The following is a 17,251-nucleotide window of genomic DNA, read 5'->3' as shown; positions in this document are numbered from 1 at the left end:
GGGCGCCCATGATCAAGGCATTCCATCACGCAGGAGACCTGCCATGACAAGCCACATCGCCAACGCTTCGGTCGAGCTGCCCGTCACCGGCCAGGCCCTGCGCCAGGCGCTGGAAGCGCGCGACGTGTCCGCGCTGCTGGCCTGTACCCAGCAGCTGCGCGTGGCGGGCTACCGGGTCGAGCCGGGCCGCCTGGCAGCCGAACTGCTGGCCAACGGCTGCACCTGGGTCGAAGACGCCTTCGGCCATCGCGTGGCGCTGCAGGTGCACGTGCCCAAGGCCGTGGCGCAGCTGCAGCTCGACGAAGCCTGCAGCTTCCGCATTGCGGCCTGACGGTCTCCTGCATTTCCATCCGAACTCAACGCTGTCATCAGAAAAGGCAATCACATGAGCATCCTCGCCGTCAACGCGCGCAACCAGTTCCGTGGCCGGGTCAAGGAAATCATCGAGGGCCCGGTGGTCTCGGAGGTCGACGTCGAAATGCCGTCCGGCCTGGTCGTGACCTCGGTCATCACCACCCGCTCGGTGCACGAGCTGGGCCTGCGTGTGGGCCGCGACGTGGTCGCGCTGGTCAAGTCGACCGAGGTCTCGATCGCGACCCTCTGACTCACATGGGCCCCGGGCGCGCCGACCCGGCGCGGCCCGATGCCACACCTGACGGGCGGCCATGAGCCGCCCGTTTTCCATTGGCCAGGGCCGCTCGCACCGCACAAATCGAATAAGAAAGCTCGTTTTGATTCGTTCCTCGTTCGATGGGCGATTTTTAGCATCGGGCTTCAGATCCAACGACCCGAGGAACCCTCCGATGCCGTCCCGCCGTACCACGATTGCCCAGTTTGCCGCCGCCGCGCTGCTCGCCCTGACCGGCGCCGCCGCCATTGCCAAGGACGTCACGCTGCTGAACGTCTCCTACGACCCCACCCGCGAGCTCTACCAGGACTACAACAAGGCCTTCGCCGCCTACTGGAAGACCAAGACCGGCGACACCGTGACGGTCAAGCAGTCGCACGGTGGCTCCGGCAAGCAGGCGCGCTCGGTGATCGACGGCCTGGAGGCCGACGTCGTCACGCTGGCGCTGGCCTATGACATCGACGAGATCGGCGAGAAGGCCAAGCTGATTCCGCCCGACTGGCAGAAGCGCCTGACGCACAACAGCTCGCCCTACACCTCGACCATCGTGTTCCTGGTGCGCAAGGGCAACCCCAAGGGCGTGAAGGACTGGGACGACCTGGTCAAGCCCGGCCTGCAGGTCATCACCCCCAACCCCAAGACCTCCGGCGGCGCCCGCTGGAACTACCTGGCGGCCTGGGGCTACGCGCTGAAGAAGCCGGGCGGCAATGACGCCAAGGCCAAGGATTTCGTCACTGCGCTGTTCAAGAACGTGCCGGTGCTGGACTCCGGCGCGCGCGGTGCGACCACCACCTTCGTCGAACGCGGCATCGGCGACGTGCTGATCGCCTGGGAAAACGAAGCCTTCCTGGCGGTCAAGGAACTGGGCCCGGACAAGTTCGAGATCGTCGTGCCCTCGGTCAGCATCCTGGCCGAGCCACCGGTGACGATGGTCGACAAGGTGGTCGACAAACACGGCACGCGCGCCGTGGCCCAGGCCTACGTCGAGTACCTGTATTCGCCCGAAGGCCAGAAGATTGCCGGCGAAAACTACTACCGCCCGGTCGACGCTAAGGCCGCCGCGCAATTCACCAAGCTGTTCCCGGCCGTGAAGCTGTTCACCATCGACGACACCTTCGGTGGCTGGGCCAAGACCCAGAAGACGCACTTCAACGACGGTGGCGTGTTCGACAGCATCTACGTCAACAAGTGATGCACCTGCCGGGCGCAGCCGTGGCGCCCGGCCAGCGCGCTTGCGCGGTTTTCCTGCCTGGGCGCGGCTTTCCGCCGCGTTTCTCATAAGCAAGCGCGTTTTGCTTCGTTCCTCGACTTGATGCTGCTGCCTAGCATCAGTTCACGCATGAAGACATGCGAAAAGCCGCCGTAGCGCCAAGACGACACGCGGTCCCACCCCACCCCATCCAGCCCAGGACCCGCCGTGACCACCGCCTCTCTTGCCGCCCATCCCGCCAGCCGTCCGGCGCGCGGCCCCTGGCTGTCGCGCCTGCTGCTGCGCCGCCGCAGCGTGCTGCCCGGCTTCGACCTGGCGCTGGGCATGACGGTGCTGTACCTCAGCATCATCGTGCTGATCCCCCTCTCGGCCGTGTTCCTCAAGACCTTCACGCTGAGCTGGGACGGCTTCTGGGCCGCGGTCGCATCGCCGCGGGTTGTCGCTTCGTACCGCCTGACCTTCGGCGCCTCGTTCGCGGCGGCCTTGCTCAACGGCGTGTTCGGCATGCTCGTGGCCTGGGTGCTGGTGCGCTACACCTTCCCGTTCAAGCGCATCGTTGACGCGCTGGTGGACCTGCCGTTTGCCCTGCCCACCGCGGTGGCCGGCATCGCGCTGACGGCCCTGTACGCGCCGACCGGCTGGATCGGCCAGTACGTGCCGTTCAAGGTCGCCTTCACGCCGGTGGGCGTGTTCGTCGCGCTGACCTTCATCGGCCTGCCGTTTGTGGTGCGCACGGTGCAGCCCATCCTCGAAGACCTGTCCAAGGAACTCGAAGAGGCGGCGGCCACGCTGGGCGCCTCGCGGCTGCAGACCTTCACGAAGGTGATCCTGCCTTCGCTGGCACCGGCGCTGCTGACCGGCTTTGCGCTGGCCTTTGCCCGCGCCCTGGGCGAATACGGCTCGGTGATCTTCATCGCCGGCAACATGCCGATGGTCTCGGAAATCACGCCGCTGCTGATCATCACCAAGCTGGAGCAGTACGACTACGCCGGCGCCACCGCCATCGCCGTCGTGATGCTGAGCATTGCCTTCACGATGCTGCTGGTCATCAACCTGCTGCAGGCCTGGGCCCGCAAGCGCCAAGGCCGCTGAAGCCTCCCCAAATCATTGTTTTTGCCGAGGTTCGCATGACCACCGCCCAGATTCCATTGACCGACGCGGCCACGCCGCAACAGGCGCCGCCCGTCGCCCCCGTTTCGCAGCGAGGCACGCGCGCGCGTTCCGCGCTGTCGTCCACCACAGAACCCGCCTGGGTCCGCACCACGCTGATCCTGGTCGCGCTGCTTTTCCTGTCGCTGTTCCTGTTCGTGCCGCTGGTGGCCGTGTTCGTCGAAGCCTTCAAGAAGGGCTGGGAGGTCTACGTGGCCGCCATCGTCGAGCCAGACGCGCTGGCCGCCGTCAAGCTGACGCTGATCGCCGCTGGCATCTCGGTGCCGCTGAACCTGGTGTTCGGCGTTGCCGCGGCCTGGGCGATTGCCAAATTCGACTTCCGCGGCAAGGACCTGCTGCTGACGCTGATCGACCTGCCGTTTTCGGTCAGCCCGGTGATTGCCGGCCTGATCTACGTGCTGGTCTTCGGCCTGCAGGGCTGGTGGGGCGAATGGCTGCGCGACAACGACCTGAAGATCATCTTCGCGGTGCCCGGCATCGTGCTGGCCACCGTCTTCGTGACCTTCCCGTTCGTGGCCCGTGAACTCATTCCGCTGATGCAGGCGCAAGGCCAGGAGCAGGAAGAAGCCGCCCGCGTGCTGGGCGCTTCGGGCTGGCAGATCTTCTGGCGCGTCACGCTGCCCAACGTCAAGTGGGCGCTGCTGTACGGCGTGATCCTGTGCAACGCCCGGGCCATGGGCGAATTCGGCGCGGTGTCGGTGGTGTCGGGCCATGTGCGTGGCTTCACCAACACCATGCCGCTGCACATCGAGATCCTCTACAACGAGTACCAGTTCGCGGCCTCGTTCGCGGTGGCCTCGCTGCTGGCCGGCCTGGCGCTGGTCAGCCTGGTGCTGAAGTACATCGTCGAACAACGCGTGAAGCGCGAATCGTCAGCCGCATCCGGCAGCCACTGAAAACCGAGAGAAATTCATCATGTCGATTGAAGTCAAAAACCTGGTGAAGCGCTTTGGTTCGCTCGCCGTCTGCAACAACCTGAACCTGGAGATTCCCTCCGGTGAACTGGTCGCCTTGCTGGGCCCATCGGGCTCGGGCAAGACCACGCTGCTGCGTATGATTGCCGGGCTGGAACAGCCGGACTCGGGCAGCGTGCTGTTCCACGGCGCCGACGCGACCTTCTCCGACGTGCGCGAGCGCAACGTCGGCTTCGTGTTCCAGCACTACGCGCTGTTTGGCCACATGCGCATTGCCGACAACATCGCGTTCGGCCTGCGCGTGCGGTCGCGTGAAACGCGTCCGTCCGAAGCGGCGATCAAGAAAAAGGTCGCTGAATTGCTGAAGCTGGTGCAGCTGGACGCCATGGCCGACCGTTTCCCGCACCAGCTCTCCGGCGGCCAGCGCCAACGCGTGGCGCTGGCCCGCGCACTGGCGGTCGAGCCCAAGGTGCTGCTGCTGGACGAGCCCTTCGGCGCGCTGGACGCCAAGGTGCGCAAGGAACTGCGCCGCTGGCTGCGCCGCCTGCATGACGAGATGCACGTCACCAGCGTCTTCGTCACGCACGACCAGGAAGAGGCGATGGAAGTGGCCGACCGCATCGTCGTGATGAACGACGGCCGCATCGAACAGCAAGGCGCACCGGACGAGGTCTACGACAACCCGGCCACGCCGTTCGTGCTGAAGTTCCTCGGCGACGTGAACCTGTTCCACGGCCGCAATGCCGCCGGCACTGCCGAAGCCGATGTCAGCTACGTGCGCCCGCACGAGCTGGAGATCGTCGCCACGCCCGAGGCCGACACCTGGGCCGTGACGCTGGCGCAGACGCTCACCGTCGGCCCGAACACGCGCATCGAGTTCAAGCGCGACGATGACGGCAGCTACGTGGACGTGGAGCTGCCGCGCGAAGCCTGGATCAGCGCGCGCGACCGGCTGAAACTGATCAACGGCTGCCGCGTGCACCTGAAGCCGCGCCGCGTGACGCGGTTTGCAGCGCCGATCTGAGGGCTACCCTCCTCCCTGTTCCCGCTATGAAAGGGGCTGCTTCGGCAGCCCTTTTTTCATTGGTGAGCAGACGTGTCTGCCGCTGTGCAGCCGGGTCATGAGTTAAGGCGGAAAGCTTCCTTCGCGACCAGGGGCCGCCTCCCCAGAATGCACGCTCAAACCCACGTCAGCGTGGGAGTGCATACCGCGTCGTGAGCCACCCGCCTGCGATGCACAGAACGGGGACACCGCCTTGAACTTCCAGCAACTGCGTTCCGTCCGCGAAGCCGCGCGCCAGGGTTTCAACCTCACCGAAGTGGCCCAGGTGCTGCACACCTCGCAGCCCGGTGTCAGCCGCCAGATCCGCGAGCTGGAAGACGAACTGGGCCTGGCCTTGTTCGCCCGCAGCGGCAAACGCCTGGTGGGCCTCACGCCGCCGGGCGAGCGCATGCTGCCCATCGTCGAACGCATGCTGGTGCATGCCGAGAAGCTGCGCCATGTCGGCCGCGACTACGCCAGGGAAGCCTCCGGCCAGCTGACGATTGCCGCCACCCATTCGCAGGCGCGTTATGCCCTCCCGCCGGCGGTGATGTCCTTCCGCGCCCAGCATCCGCACATCGGCCTGACGCTGCACCAGGGCTCGCCGGACCAGGTCGCCAGGCAGCTGCTGCGCCGCGAGGCCGACATCGGCATTGCCACCGAAGGACTGGCCCGCCATGCAGGCCTGCTGACCCTGGCCTGCTACAGCTGGACCCACCTGGTGCTGGTGCCCAAGGGCCATCCGCTGACCGACGGCAAACCGCTGACGCTGGCCCGGCTGGCGCGCTTCCCGCTCATCACCTACGAACGCGGCTTCACCGGCCGCGCCTCGCTGGACCAGGCCTTTGCCGCAGCCGGCCTGGCGCCGCAGCTGGCGATGGAAGCGATGGACGCCGACGTGATCAAGACCTACGTCGAGCTGGGCATGGGCGTGGGCATCGTCGCGGCGATTGCGCACCAGCCCGAGCGGGACAACGAGCACATGGTGGCGCTGGATGCGCGCCACCTGTTCGCGCCCAACCTGACCCGGCTGGCGGTGCGCCGCGGCGAGCCGCTGCGCGACATCGTGTTCGAGTTCATCCGCGCCTTTGCGCCGCCGCTGACGCGTGAAGTCGTCACCGCCGAGCTGCAGAAGGAGCTGCTGCGTGAGGGCGTGAGCCGGCCCGAGCTGCAGCATCCCGAACTCGCTGGCAGCCTGGGCAATGTCGGCAACAGCGTGCCGAGCGCCAACAGCGCGCTGCTGAACGGCCCCGGCGCCGCGCGCCTGTCGGTCGCACAGAACATCTGATTGGCCGGCGGCGTCATCAGAAACCGAATAAGCAGCGGCCCTTTGATTCGTTCCATCGTCGCAGCCCGGCCCTTACGCTGAAGCCATTCGCAGGAACCCTTCTTCCTTTGTCTTCGACCTTCAACGCCTACCGCCGAGCCCGCCATGAACGCCACCGATCTGCTGCAATCGCTCACTCGCCCGGCTGCCACGCAGCCGCTGGGCGCGCCTGACCCCCACGGCCCCATCATGCCCACGCCCGTGCCGCTGGAACCCGTGAACGACGCGCTGAGCCCGGCCGACGCCCAGCTGGACCTGGACCAGATCGTCACCTCGCTGCGCACCGTGCGCCTGAGCTGGCGCGAGGCCAGCGGCCGCTCGCGCGAACCTGCCGGCCGTGAACTGCCGTCGCCCGACACCGTCGCCCACATCATGGACGACCTCTGCGGCGTGCTGTTCCCGATGCGCCTGGGCCCGCCCGAGCTGCGCCCGCAGGAAGAAGACATCTATGTGCGCCGCACGCTCGGCCAGACGCTGCAATTCCTGCAAGGCCAGGTGCGCCTGGAGCTGGCACACGACGCCCGCCTGCTGGACGAGGAACAGCGCAACCGCGGCGAGCTGCCCGAGCTGGCGCGCCAGGTCGTCAACAACCTGGCCCGTTCGCTGCCGGTGATCCGCTCGCTGCTGGACAGCGACGTCGCCGCCGCGTTCCATGGCCAACCCAGCGCCCGCAACGTCGACGAGATCCTGCTCTGCTGCCCCGGCGTGCGGGCCATGATCCACCACCGCGTGGCCCATCGCCTGCACCGCCTGGGCGCCCGCCTGCTGGCCCGCATGGTGTCCGACCTGGCGCACAGCCGCACCGGCATCGACATCCATCCCGGCGCGACCATCGGCGCCGGCTGCTTCATCGACCATGGCAACGGCGTTGTCATCGGCGAAGGCGTGCGCATCGGCCGCCAGGTGCGCATCCACCAGGCCGTCACGCTGGACGCCGGCGACAGCCCGCGCCAGCCCGGCAGCACCGCGTTGCTGGCCTACCCCACGGTGGGCGACGACGTGGTGCTGCACGCCGGCGCCACCGTGCTCGGCGGCGTGAGCATCGGCCAGGGCGCCCGCATCGGCGGCAACGTCTGGCTGACCGACGACGTGCCGGCCGGCGCGCTGGTCAGCCAGGCCACCTTGCGCCAGGGCCCGGCACGGCCTTGAGGCGAGTCCTGCAGCGAGCCCGGCGGACGCTGTGCAAGGGCAAGGGCAAGGCTTGAGCAGATAAGCAAACCCGAATTCCTTCGTGGCTTGCCAGCAAGCCATGCGCTGCAATGCCGGCAACATGACCGTGATCACCGCACCCGCGCTGGCCACCGCCCACGAGGCGGTGGCTGAAGGAACCTCCGCTCCATCATCGCCAGCTCGCGCATCGCCACCGCGCCCGGAACCGCACCGCGTGCACCACATCCGCGGCGACGCCGAAGCCTTGCAAGTCGCCAGGCAACTTGCCGCCGAGTTCGCCCCCGGCGCCGCCGAGCGGGACCATGAACGCCGCCTGCCGTGGGACGAATTGCAGCGCTGGTCCGAGAGCGGCCTGGGCGGCATGACGGTGCCGCGCCGCTTCGGCGGCGCCCAGGTCTCGTGCCTGACGCTGGCCGAAGTCTTCGTCACGCTGTGCGCCGCGGACCCGGCCCTCGGCCAGGTCCCGCAAAACCATTTCGCGCTGCTGGGCGTGCTGCGCGAAGCCGGCAGCGAGGCCCAGCAGCAACGCTTCTACGCCGAGGCCCTTGCCGGCCTGCGGCTGGGCAACGCCGGGCCGGAGCGCAAGTCCGCCGAAGCGCCCACCCTCCTGCGTGGCGGCCCCAAGCTGGCCACCCGCGAGGACGGCGGGCTGACCTTGAACGGCCAGCGCTTCTACTCGACCGGCGCCTTGTTCGCCCACCGCATCCCCACCCGCGCGCTGGACGCCAAGGGCCGTCCGGTGCAGGCCTGGGTGCCGGCCGATGCGCCCGGCGTGCAGGTGATCGACGACTGGGACGCCTTTGGCCAGCGCACCACCGCCAGCGGCAGCGTGCGGTTCGACCAGGTGCAGGTCGACCCCGAGGACGTGCTGCCGCTGTGGCGGCTGGCCGAGCGGCCCGGCCTCTACGGCCCGGTTTCGCAGCTGATCCAGGCCGCCATCGACCAGGGGATTGCGCAGGCCGCGCTGGCCGACGCATTGCTGTACGTGCGCGAACACGCCCGCCCCTGGGTCGACTCCGGCCTGGCGCGCGCCAGCGACGACCCGCATTTGATCGCCGAGGTCGGCCGGTTGCAGATCACGCTGCATGCGGCCCACGAGCTGCTGCGCGAGGCCGCCGGCACGCTGGACGAACTGGCGGCCAGCGCGCTGGATGCCGAAGGACGCTGGACACCTTTGAGCCCCGAAGCCAGCGCGCACGCCTCGGTCACCGTGGCACAGGCCAAGGTGATGACGACCCGCGCTGCGCTGGCCGCCAGCGAGCAGCTGTTCGAACTCGCCGGCTCGTCGGCCACCCGGCTCTCGCGCCACCTGGACCGCCACTGGCGCAACGCCCGCGTGCACACGCTGCATGACCCGGTGCGCTGGAAGCTGCAACTCATTGGCAACCACCATCTCAACGGCGTGCTGCCGGCGCGCCACTCGTGGAACTGAGCGCCCCGTCAGCCTCGACTTCCCCCATGTCCCTGCTGCTCACGCCCACCCCCGCCCCAGCCCGCCAGCTCAAGCCGGCCGACCCGCCCCTGCAGCGCCCGGCCCGCCTGCCGGACGACGCCGCCGCCGTGCGCGCCGCGCGCCAGCTGGCCGCGGAATTCGCGCCCGGCGCCGCCGCCCGCGACCAGTCGCGCACGCTGCCCTGGGCCGAGCTGGACGCGTTTGTCGCCAGCGGCCTGTGGGCCATCAGCGTGCCGCGCGAGCACGGTGGCCTGGGCGCCAGCAGCGCCACGCTGGCCGAAGTCACCGCGCTGATCTCGGCGGCGGACGGCTCGCTGGGCCAGATCCCGCAGAACCACTTCTACGCGCTGGAAGTCCTGCGCGTGGGCGGCAGCCGTTCGCAGCAGCGCTTCTTCTACGAGCGCGTGATGGCCGGCGAACGCTTCGGCAATGCGCTGGCCGAGATCGGCCACAAGGACTTCAAGCGCCGCACGCGGCTCACGCGCGCCGGCAGCGGCTGGCGCATCGAAGGCCGCAAGTTCTATTGCACCGGCGCGCTGTATGCGCACTGGATCCCCACGCTGGTGGCCACCGAGGAAGAGGGCCGCGAAGTGCAGTACCTGGCCTTTGTGCCGCGCAACGCACCCGGCGTCACCGTCACCGACGACTGGGACGGCATGGGCCAGCGCCTGACCGGCAGCGGCAGCGTGGCGTTCGACAACGCCGAGGTCGAACCCGGCTGGGTCGTGCCCTTCCAGGCCTCGTTCGAACAACCCACCACCATCGGCCCGTTTGCGCAGATCCTGCATGCCGCGATCGACCTCGGCATTGGCCAGGGCGCCCTCGCCGCCACGCTGCCCTTCCTGCGCGAGCATGCCCGCCCGTGGATGGACAGCGGCCTGGCCCGCGCCGCCGACGACCCGCTCGCCATCCAGCAGGTCGGCGAACTGAAGGTCCAGCAGGCCGCGGCCCACGCGCTGCTGCGCCGCGCCGCCCGCTTCCTGGACGCCGCCCAGCTGCGCCCGACCGAACGCAGCGTCGCCGAAGCCTCCATCGCCGTGGCCGAAGCCCGCGCGCTGAGCACCAGCTTCTCGCTCGACGCCAGCACCCGCCTGTTCGAACTCTGCGGCACCGCTGCCACGCTGGGCAAGCTCGGCCTGGACCGCTTCTGGCGCAACGCCCGCACCCACACGCTGCACGACCCGGTCCGCTGGAAATACCACGCGGTCGGCAACTACGTGCTCAACGACAAGCTGCCGCCAAGGCACGGGGCGTTGTGAGCCCGCCGCGGCCCGGCATCAGCCCAGCGCAGTGACGCTTGCGTCATCCTTCAGCAAACCACAGGGCGGCCGATAAACCCCGAGCAACGAACTCGGAGTGCCCCATGCGGTTTCACGACATGAAGATTTCCACCCGGCTGGTGCTGGGCTTCGCGACGATGGCGATCCTGGTCGCCGTGCTGGGCGCGATTTCCATTCTCAAGGTCAACGCCATCAACGCCAAGCTGGAGCTGGCGGTGCGGGACCGCTTTCCCAAGGTGCAGCGCTTCCTGATCATCAGGGAAGCCAATGCCACGGTGGCCAGCAACATCCGCGAGCTGTTCATCGTCACCGATCCCGCCGGCGCCAAGGCGCTGTATGACGACATCAACGCAGTCAGCAAGCGCACTTCCGAGCAATTCGAAGCGCTCAAGAACATCATGACCACGCCCAAGGGCAAGGAAGGCTTCGAGAAGCTGGCCGCCGCCCGGGCTGCCTACCGCGGCCCGCGTGACAAGGTGCTGGGCCTGCTCAAGCAAGGCAACCTGGAAGAGGCCAAGACCGTGCTGCTGACCGAGGTGCGCCCGCGCCAGGTGGCCTACATGAGCGCTGTCGAAGAGATGGTGACGCTGGGCGGCAAGCTGATGGAACTGGCTGGCGAAGAGGCGGACAAGGAAGTGGCCAGTGCGCAGGCGATGATCGCCGCGCTGATCGGCCTGGCGCTGGCCGCGGCGGTGGCCGTGTGCGTCTGGACGGTGCGCAGCACCACCCGGCCCATCCATGAGGCCGTGCGCGTGGCGCGTGGCGTGGCCGACGGTGACCTGACCGCCGAGTTCGACGCCAGCGGCGAAAACGAGACCGGCCAGCTGCTGCGCGCGCTGAAGGAAATGCAGCAGCGCCTGGCCGGCATCGTGGGCCATGTGCGCCAGAACGCCGAAGGCGTGGCCACCGGCTCGGCACAGATCGCCTCCGGCAACAGCGACCTCTCGGCCCGCACCGAGCAGCAGGCCGCCGCGCTGGAAGAAACCGCGGCCTCGATGGACGAGCTCGGCGCCACCGTGCGCGCCAATGCGGACAACGCCCAGCAGGCCAACGAACTGGCGGCGACCGCCAGCGACGTGGCCGGCCGCGGCGGCGTGGCGGTGCAGCAGGTGGTGGAGACCATGCGCGGCATCAGCGAAAGCTCGAAGAAGATTGCCGACATCATCGGCACCATCGACGGCATTGCCTTCCAGACCAACATCCTGGCACTGAACGCCGCCGTCGAAGCGGCGCGCGCCGGCGAGCAGGGCCGCGGCTTTGCGGTCGTCGCCTCCGAAGTGCGCAGCCTGGCGCAGCGCTCAGCCGAGGCTGCCAAGCAGATCAAGGGCCTGATCACGCTGAGCAGCGAGCGGGTGGAGCAAGGCACCGCGCAGGTGGACCAGGCCGGCACAACCATCGACGAGGTGGTGCGCTCCATCGGCCGCGTGACCAGCATCGTCGGCGAGATCAGCGCGGCCTCGCGCGAGCAAGCCGCAGGCGTGGCCCAGGTCGGCCAGGCCGTCACCGCGATGGACCAGGCCACGCAGCAGAATGCCGCGCTGGTGGAAGAGTCCGCCGCCGGCGCCGAAAGCCTGAAGCAGCAGGCCCAGCAGCTGGTGGCCGCCGTCGCAGTGTTCAAGCTCCGGCATGGCGAGACGGTGGCACCGGTGAAGGTGCAGGCCGCTGCGCCCAAGCACACGTTTGCACCTGCGAAGGCCGCGGCCGCCAAGCCCGCAGCGGCGGCAGCGCGCGTGGCCGCCAAGGCCAGCCCCGCGCCGCGCGCTGCCAAGCCGGCAGCGGCGGCCGTGACGGCCGATGCCTCGGCCGATTGGGAAACCTTCTGACGGCAGGGCCGATACGCCATTGAACAGGCCCTGCGGGGCCTGTTCTGCGTTTGGGGGCGGGACGACACGGCGCGGTCCCTGCTCGATTTCGCAACAAGCACAAACGGAAACGTTCGTTGGCCGGCATGGCGCGCCACGCAACACTGGCCGCATGGACGCTGTCACCCTTGTTGCCGATGCCACAGAGCGCCTCGCGCGCCGCCTGGAGGCGACCGCCGTCGAACGCGACCGCAGCGGTGGGCACGCCGCTGCGGAGCGCGTGGCCATCCGCGACAGCGGCCTGCTGGGGCTGACGATTCCGCGCAGCGCCGGTGGCCTGGGCGCCGACTGGCCGACCTTCTACGGCGTGGTGCGGCGGCTGGCGCAGGCCGACAGCGCGCTGGCGCATGTGTTCGCCTTCCATCACCTGCAGATCGCCACCGTGCTGCTCTACGGCAGCGAAGCGCAGCAGCGTGAACTTCTGCCCCGCTCGCAGGCCGAAGGCTGGTTCTGGGGCAATGCGCTGAACCCGCTGGACACGCGGCTGGTGGCCACCGTGGTGACCGGCGGCTGGCAGCTGGACGGGCAGAAGAGTTATGCCTCCGGCTCGGTCGGCTCGGACCGGCTGGTGGTCTCGGCCGTGGCGCCGCGCAGCAACCTCGAGATGGAGACCCAGCACGCGCCCGCGGGCCGGCTGATCATGCACCTGGCCACCAACACGCCCGGCGTCACGGTGCGCGAGGACTGGGACAGCTTCGGCCAGCGCCAGACCGACAGCGGCACCGTGCTGTTCGAGCGCGTGTTCGTGCCGCAGCGCGACCTGCTGCAGGGCCCCGACACGCCGCCCACGCCGCGCGCCACGCTGCGCACGCTGGTCTCGCAGCTCATCATGGCCAACCTCTACCTCGGGTTGGCCCAGGCCGCCTTCGAGGCCGGCCGGCGCCACACGCTGGAAAAGTCCCGCCCGTGGCTGAACGGCAATGCCGCCAGCCTGGCCGACGAACCGCTGGTGCAGCACCGCTACGGCGAGCTGTGGCTGCAGTTGCGCCCGGCCCAGCTGGTGACCGACACGGCCGCGCTGACGCTGCAGGCCGCGCTCGACATTGGCGAGGCGCTGACCGCCGCGCAGCGTGGCGAGCTGGCCGTGGAAGTGGCCGAGGCCAAGGTGCTGGCGCACCGCGCGGCCATGGCCATCAGCACCGACGTCTTCGAGCTGGCCGGCGCCAGCGCCACCAGCCAGCGTCTGGCGCTGGACCGCTTCTGGCGCAACGCCCGCGTGCACACGTTGCACGACCCGGTGGACCTGAAGCAGCGCGACATCGGCCGGTTCAGGCTGGATGGCCGCCCGCCCGAACCCAGCCCTTACGCCTGACCGGGCGCCCACTGAAGTCCATGCCGAGGATCACCCGATGAGCCTGCTCTCGCTCGCGCCCGCCACCCCGGCCCCGTCCGAGCCGCTGATCCGGCTGGACGACGTTGCCAAGCGTTTCCTGCTGCCGGGCGGGGGCCACTTCGATGCGGTCAAGCCGCTGTCGCTGGAAGTGCAGCGTGGCGACGTGTTTGGCCTGGTCGGCAAGAGCGGCGCGGGCAAGAGCACGCTGCTGCGGCTGATCAACCTGCTGGAGCGGCCGGACCAGGGCTGCGTGTGGGTGGCCGGCCGCGAGCTGACGGCGCTGAGCAAGCCGGCGCTGCGCGACGCGCGCCAGCAGATCGGCATGATCTTCCAGCAGTTCAACCTGCTGCAGAACGCCAGCGTGTTCGACAACGTGGCCTTCCCGCTGCGCCTGCACAAGCTGCAGGGCGGCAAGGCTGCGGGCATTGCCAGGCGCGTGCACGAATGCCTGGCGCTGGTCGGCCTGTCCGACAAGCAGCACAGCTTCCCGGCCCAGCTCTCGGGCGGCCAGAAGCAGCGTGTGGCGATTGCCCGCGCGCTGGCCAGCCAGCCCTCGGTGCTGCTGTGCGACGAGCCGACCTCGGCGCTGGACGCCGAGACCACCGAATCGCTGCTGGCCACGCTGCGCGACATCAACACCCAGCTGGGCGTGACCATCGTCATCGTCACGCACGAACTGCCGGTGATCGACACGCTGTGCCGCCATGTCGCAGTGATCGAAGACGGCCAGATCGCCGAACAGTTTGCGGTGGGCGACAGCCGCACGCCGGCGCTGACCCGGCTGGGCCGCGAGCTGCAGCAGCTGCGGGCGCGCGAACAGGCCCTGGCCCGCCTGGCATGGCCGGAGGCCGCCCTTGCCTGACATGTCGCTTGAGACCCTGACTTCGCTGTTGCCACCCAACATCGCCGCACTGCTGCCTGACCTGGGCACCGCGCTGGGCCAGACCGGGCTGATGCTGGCGCTGGGCCTGGCCGCGGCCGTGCTGCTGGGCGGACCGCTGGGCATCTGGCTGTTCCTGCTCGGACCGGGGCAGACGCTGCAGCGGCCCTGGCTGCATGGCCTGGTCGGCTGGGTCGTCAACACGGTGCGCTCCTTTCCTTTCATCATCCTGCTGGTGGCGCTGGCGCCGGTGACCCGCGTCGCCGCCGGCAGCTCCATCGGGCCGGTCGCGGCCGCGGTGCCGCTGTCGTTTGCGGCCATCGCCTACTTCGCGCGGCTGGTCGAGCAGAACCTGCGCGAGGTGCCGCGCGGCGTCATCGAAGCCGCCCAGGCCATGGGCGCATCGGACCTGCAGATCGTCCTGCGCGTGCTGCTGGTCGAGGCCCGCTCGGGGCTGGTGCTGGCGCTCACGGTGCTGGCCATCAGCTTCCTGTCGTACTCGGCGGTGGCTGGTGTGGTCGGTGGCGGCGGCATCGGCGACCTGGCGATCCGCTACGGCTACTACCGTTTCCAGACCGACGTGATGGTCTTCACCGTCGCGCTGCTGGTGCTGCTGGTGCAACTGCTGCAGTTCACCGGCAACAGCGTGGCGCGCCGGCTGGACAAGCGCTGACCCGCTTGCCACCAGCGGCCGTCACGTCGCTTTTTCCGGGCCGCCGCGCCCGTGTTCGCCAAGAAGGATGTTCCGATGACCCTCGCCCGCCGTGCCTTGCTGGGTGCCACTGCCGTGCTGCTGCTGGGCAGCCTGGCCACGCTGCCTGCGCTGGCCCAGGAAGCCAGGAAGACGCTGACGATAGGCGCCACCGCCGGTCCGTATGCGGACCAGGTCAAGTGGGGCATCAAGCCGCTGCTGGAGAAGAAGGGCTACACCGTCAAGGTGGTCGAGTTCAACGACTACATCCAGCCCAACTTCGCGCTGGCCCAGGGCGCGCTGGACGCCAACGCCTTCCAGCACATCGTCTACCTGACCAAGTTCTCGACCGAGAACAAGCTGGCCCTCAGCGAGCTGCTGAAGGTGCCGACCGCCCCGATTGCGATCTACAGCCACAAGCACAAGACGCTGGACGTGAAGCCCGGCGCCGCCGTGGCCCTGCCGAACGACCCGACCAACGCCGCCCGCGCGCTGATGGTGCTGCAGGAGATCGGCTGGATCAGGCTGCGCGAGGGCGTGGACCCGATCCGCGCGTCTGAAAAAGACGTGGCGGTGAACCTCAAGCAGATCAAGCTGATCCCGCTCGAAGCGGCGCAGCTGCCGCGCTCGCTGGACGACACCGACTATTCGTTTGTCAACGGCAACTTCGCGCTCGCCTCCGGCATGAAGCTGACCGAGGCACTGGCGCTGGAAAAGACCGGCCCGACCTACCAGAACGTGGTCGCGGTGCGCACCGAGGACCTGGCCAAGCCCTGGGTCAAGGACATTGCCGAGGCCTACCGCTCGCGCAAGTTCCTGGCCGTCACCGAGCAGCGCTTCGCTGGCTTCGTGAAGACGGATTACCAGCAGGCATTGCAGACCGCGACCAAGTGAGCGCCGGCATGGCCCGCAACTTGATCCGGTTCAACGCATTCCAGATGAACGCGGCGGGGCACCAGTCGCCCGGCCTGTGGGCGCACCCGCGCGACCGCTCACACCACTACCGGGACGCCTCGCACTGGATCGAACTCGCGCAGCTGCTGGAGCGCGGGCTGTTCGACAGCGTGTTCCTGGCCGACGTGCTGGGTGTCTACGACGTCTACCGCGGCAGCCTGGATTCCTCGCTGCGCCATGCCACGCAGGTGCCGCTGAACGACCCGCTGGCCCTGGTGCCGCTGATGGCGCAGGCCACCACGCACCTGAGCTTCGGTGTGACATGCGCGCTGACCTACGAGCATCCGTACCCGTTCGCGCGCCGCATGAGCACGCTGGACCACCTGACCGGTGGCCGCGTCGGCTGGAACATCGTCACCGGCTACCTGGACAGCGCCGCGCGTAACCTCGGGCTGGACCGCCAGCTCGCGCACGACGACCGCTACGACCTGGCCGACGAGTACATGGAAGTCGTCTACAAGCTCTGGGAGCAGAGCTGGGACGACGACGCGGTGCGCCTGGACAAGGCCGGCCGCGTCTTCACCGACCCGGCCAAGGTGCATGCCATCGCCCACCACGGGACGCACTTCCAGGTGCCCGGCATTCACCTGTGCGAGCCCTCGCCGCAGCGCACCCCCGTGCTCTACCAGGCCGGCACCTCGTCGCGCGGCAAAAGCTTCGCCGCGCGGCATGCCGAGTGCGTCTTCATGAGCGGCCCGAGCCAGGCGGTCATCGCACGCCAGGTCGACAGCCTGCGCAGTGCGCTGGCCGAGGCTGGCCGGGCGCCCGAGTCGCAGCGCATCTTCACGCAGGCGCTGGTGATCACCGGCGAAAGCGAGGCCCAGGCGCAGGACAAGCTGGCCGACTACCGGCGCTACATCGACATCGACGCCTCGCTGACCCTGCTGTCCGGCTGGACCGGCGTGGACTTCAGCCGCTACCCGCTGGACGCGACCATCGAATACATGGACACCGAGGCCGGCCGCAGCGCGCTGGCCTCGTTCAGCGCGGCCGACCCGAGCCGCCGCTGGACCGTGCGCGAAGCGGCAGAGTTCGTCGGCCTGGGCGGCCGCGGGCCGGTTCTCGTCGGCAGCCCCACGCAGGTGGCGGACCAGCTCGAAGACTGGGTGGACCGCACCGGCATCGACGGCTTCAACCTGACCTACGCGCTGAGCCACGAAACCATGGAAGACGTGGTGCGCTGGGTCGTGCCCGAGCTGCAGCGGCGCGGCCGCTATCGGCAGTCCTACACCCCCGGCTCGCTCCGCCACAAGCTGTTTGGCCAGGGCGACAGGCTGCCGGCCGGGCACGCCGGCCGCCAGGTCACGCTGGGCCAACCGACCTCCTGATCCCTCAAC

16 protein-coding genes are annotated in these 17,251 nt (G+C 69.1%); all 16 read left to right on the top strand.

What is annotated here, in order from left to right; all coding sequences use genetic code 11:
* Positions 1-43: 43 nt before the first annotated feature.
* The 16 genes from ACAH41_RS21675 (at position 44) to ACAH41_RS21600 (ending at position 17,242) form a co-directional block, all read left to right on the top strand.
* Entirely contained in the window at positions 44-331 is a 288-nt protein-coding gene (locus tag ACAH41_RS21675) for a hypothetical protein (protein ID WP_325653812.1), read from the top strand.
* Between the two features lie 54 nt (positions 332-385).
* The gene (locus ACAH41_RS21670) at positions 386-604 is read left to right on the top strand and encodes a molybdopterin-binding protein (protein WP_141288364.1); all 219 of its coding nucleotides are present in this window, start codon (positions 386-388) and stop codon (positions 602-604) included.
* Positions 605-803: 199 nt separating this feature from the next.
* Complete coding sequence (locus tag ACAH41_RS21665; protein WP_325653813.1) at positions 804-1,820, top strand: sulfate ABC transporter substrate-binding protein; 1,017 nt, start codon at positions 804-806, stop codon at positions 1,818-1,820.
* Positions 1,821-2,102: 282 nt separating this feature from the next.
* Positions 2,103-2,930 (top strand): sulfate ABC transporter permease subunit CysT, encoded by an 828-nt coding sequence (gene cysT / locus ACAH41_RS21660; protein WP_325653926.1) that lies wholly within the window; start codon positions 2,103-2,105, stop codon positions 2,928-2,930.
* A gap of 35 nt (positions 2,931-2,965) precedes the next feature.
* Positions 2,966-3,904: a sulfate ABC transporter permease subunit CysW gene (cysW, locus tag ACAH41_RS21655; protein WP_325653815.1), complete on the top strand. Its 939-nt coding sequence runs from the start codon at positions 2,966-2,968 to the stop codon at positions 3,902-3,904.
* Positions 3,905-3,923: 19 nt separating this feature from the next.
* Positions 3,924-4,946 (top strand): sulfate ABC transporter ATP-binding protein, encoded by a 1,023-nt coding sequence (locus ACAH41_RS21650; RefSeq protein ID WP_325653817.1) that lies wholly within the window; start codon positions 3,924-3,926, stop codon positions 4,944-4,946.
* 232 nt (positions 4,947-5,178) lie between these two features.
* The gene (locus ACAH41_RS21645) at positions 5,179-6,252 is read left to right on the top strand and encodes a CysB family HTH-type transcriptional regulator (RefSeq protein ID WP_325653819.1); all 1,074 of its coding nucleotides are present in this window, start codon (positions 5,179-5,181) and stop codon (positions 6,250-6,252) included.
* Between the two features lie 144 nt (positions 6,253-6,396).
* A complete protein-coding gene (locus ACAH41_RS21640) occupies positions 6,397-7,440 on the top strand; it encodes a serine acetyltransferase (protein WP_325653821.1) in 1,044 nt (347 codons plus the stop codon).
* A gap of 121 nt (positions 7,441-7,561) precedes the next feature.
* Positions 7,562-8,893, top strand: a complete 1,332-nt coding sequence (locus tag ACAH41_RS21635) for an SfnB family sulfur acquisition oxidoreductase (RefSeq protein WP_325653823.1) — start codon at positions 7,562-7,564, stop codon at positions 8,891-8,893.
* Between the two features lie 26 nt (positions 8,894-8,919).
* A complete protein-coding gene (locus ACAH41_RS21630) occupies positions 8,920-10,173 on the top strand; it encodes an SfnB family sulfur acquisition oxidoreductase (protein ID WP_325653825.1) in 1,254 nt (417 codons plus the stop codon).
* A gap of 119 nt (positions 10,174-10,292) precedes the next feature.
* Positions 10,293-12,017 (top strand): methyl-accepting chemotaxis protein, encoded by a 1,725-nt coding sequence (locus ACAH41_RS21625; protein ID WP_325653827.1) that lies wholly within the window; start codon positions 10,293-10,295, stop codon positions 12,015-12,017.
* Positions 12,018-12,168: 151 nt separating this feature from the next.
* Positions 12,169-13,368 carry an acyl-CoA dehydrogenase family protein gene (locus tag ACAH41_RS21620; protein WP_325653829.1) on the top strand — a complete coding sequence of 400 codons (1,200 nt, stop codon included), beginning with the start codon at positions 12,169-12,171 and terminating at the stop codon, positions 13,366-13,368.
* A gap of 37 nt (positions 13,369-13,405) precedes the next feature.
* Complete coding sequence (locus ACAH41_RS21615) at positions 13,406-14,251, top strand: ATP-binding cassette domain-containing protein (RefSeq protein WP_325653830.1); 846 nt, start codon at positions 13,406-13,408, stop codon at positions 14,249-14,251.
* A 1-nt stretch (position 14,252) separates the two neighbouring features.
* Positions 14,253-14,942 carry a methionine ABC transporter permease gene (locus tag ACAH41_RS21610; RefSeq protein ID WP_370538460.1) on the top strand — a complete coding sequence of 230 codons (690 nt, stop codon included), beginning with the start codon at positions 14,253-14,255 and terminating at the stop codon, positions 14,940-14,942.
* A gap of 75 nt (positions 14,943-15,017) precedes the next feature.
* Positions 15,018-15,854, top strand: a complete 837-nt coding sequence (locus ACAH41_RS21605) for a MetQ/NlpA family ABC transporter substrate-binding protein (RefSeq protein ID WP_325653832.1) — start codon at positions 15,018-15,020, stop codon at positions 15,852-15,854.
* Positions 15,855-15,862: 8 nt separating this feature from the next.
* Positions 15,863-17,242 carry an LLM class flavin-dependent oxidoreductase gene (locus ACAH41_RS21600; protein WP_325653833.1) on the top strand — a complete coding sequence of 460 codons (1,380 nt, stop codon included), beginning with the start codon at positions 15,863-15,865 and terminating at the stop codon, positions 17,240-17,242.
* Positions 17,243-17,251: the final 9 nt, after the last annotated feature.

Source organism: Ideonella sp. (assembly GCF_041287625.1).
GTDB lineage: Bacteria > Pseudomonadota > Gammaproteobacteria > Burkholderiales > Burkholderiaceae_C > Ideonella.
The sequence above is the reverse complement of the archived record's forward strand: the minus strand, read 5'-3'. Positions and strand labels throughout refer to the sequence as shown.

What these genes read in the sequence shown, in the direction of transcription:
- ACAH41_RS21600 (WP_325653833.1), top strand. Translation starts at nt 15,863, where the DNA reads ATGGCCCGCAACTTGATCCGGTTCAACGCATTCCAGATGAACGCGGCG.
- ACAH41_RS21625 (WP_325653827.1), top strand. Translation starts at nt 10,293, where the DNA reads ATGAAGATTTCCACCCGGCTGGTGCTGGGCTTCGCGACGATGGCGATC.
- ACAH41_RS21615 (WP_325653830.1), top strand. Translation starts at nt 13,406, where the DNA reads ATGAGCCTGCTCTCGCTCGCGCCCGCCACCCCGGCCCCGTCCGAGCCG.
- ACAH41_RS21670 (WP_141288364.1), top strand. Translation starts at nt 386, where the DNA reads ATGAGCATCCTCGCCGTCAACGCGCGCAACCAGTTCCGTGGCCGGGTC.
- ACAH41_RS21665 (WP_325653813.1), top strand. Translation starts at nt 804, where the DNA reads ATGCCGTCCCGCCGTACCACGATTGCCCAGTTTGCCGCCGCCGCGCTG.
- ACAH41_RS21650 (WP_325653817.1), top strand. Translation starts at nt 3,924, where the DNA reads ATGTCGATTGAAGTCAAAAACCTGGTGAAGCGCTTTGGTTCGCTCGCC.
- ACAH41_RS21630 (WP_325653825.1), top strand. Translation starts at nt 8,920, where the DNA reads ATGTCCCTGCTGCTCACGCCCACCCCCGCCCCAGCCCGCCAGCTCAAG.
- ACAH41_RS21640 (WP_325653821.1), top strand. Translation starts at nt 6,397, where the DNA reads ATGAACGCCACCGATCTGCTGCAATCGCTCACTCGCCCGGCTGCCACG.
- ACAH41_RS21675 (WP_325653812.1), top strand. Translation starts at nt 44, where the DNA reads ATGACAAGCCACATCGCCAACGCTTCGGTCGAGCTGCCCGTCACCGGC.
- ACAH41_RS21620 (WP_325653829.1), top strand. Translation starts at nt 12,169, where the DNA reads ATGGACGCTGTCACCCTTGTTGCCGATGCCACAGAGCGCCTCGCGCGC.
- ACAH41_RS21605 (WP_325653832.1), top strand. Translation starts at nt 15,018, where the DNA reads ATGACCCTCGCCCGCCGTGCCTTGCTGGGTGCCACTGCCGTGCTGCTG.
- ACAH41_RS21635 (WP_325653823.1), top strand. Translation starts at nt 7,562, where the DNA reads ATGACCGTGATCACCGCACCCGCGCTGGCCACCGCCCACGAGGCGGTG.
- cysW (WP_325653815.1), top strand. Translation starts at nt 2,966, where the DNA reads ATGACCACCGCCCAGATTCCATTGACCGACGCGGCCACGCCGCAACAG.
- ACAH41_RS21610 (WP_370538460.1), top strand. Translation starts at nt 14,253, where the DNA reads ATGTCGCTTGAGACCCTGACTTCGCTGTTGCCACCCAACATCGCCGCA.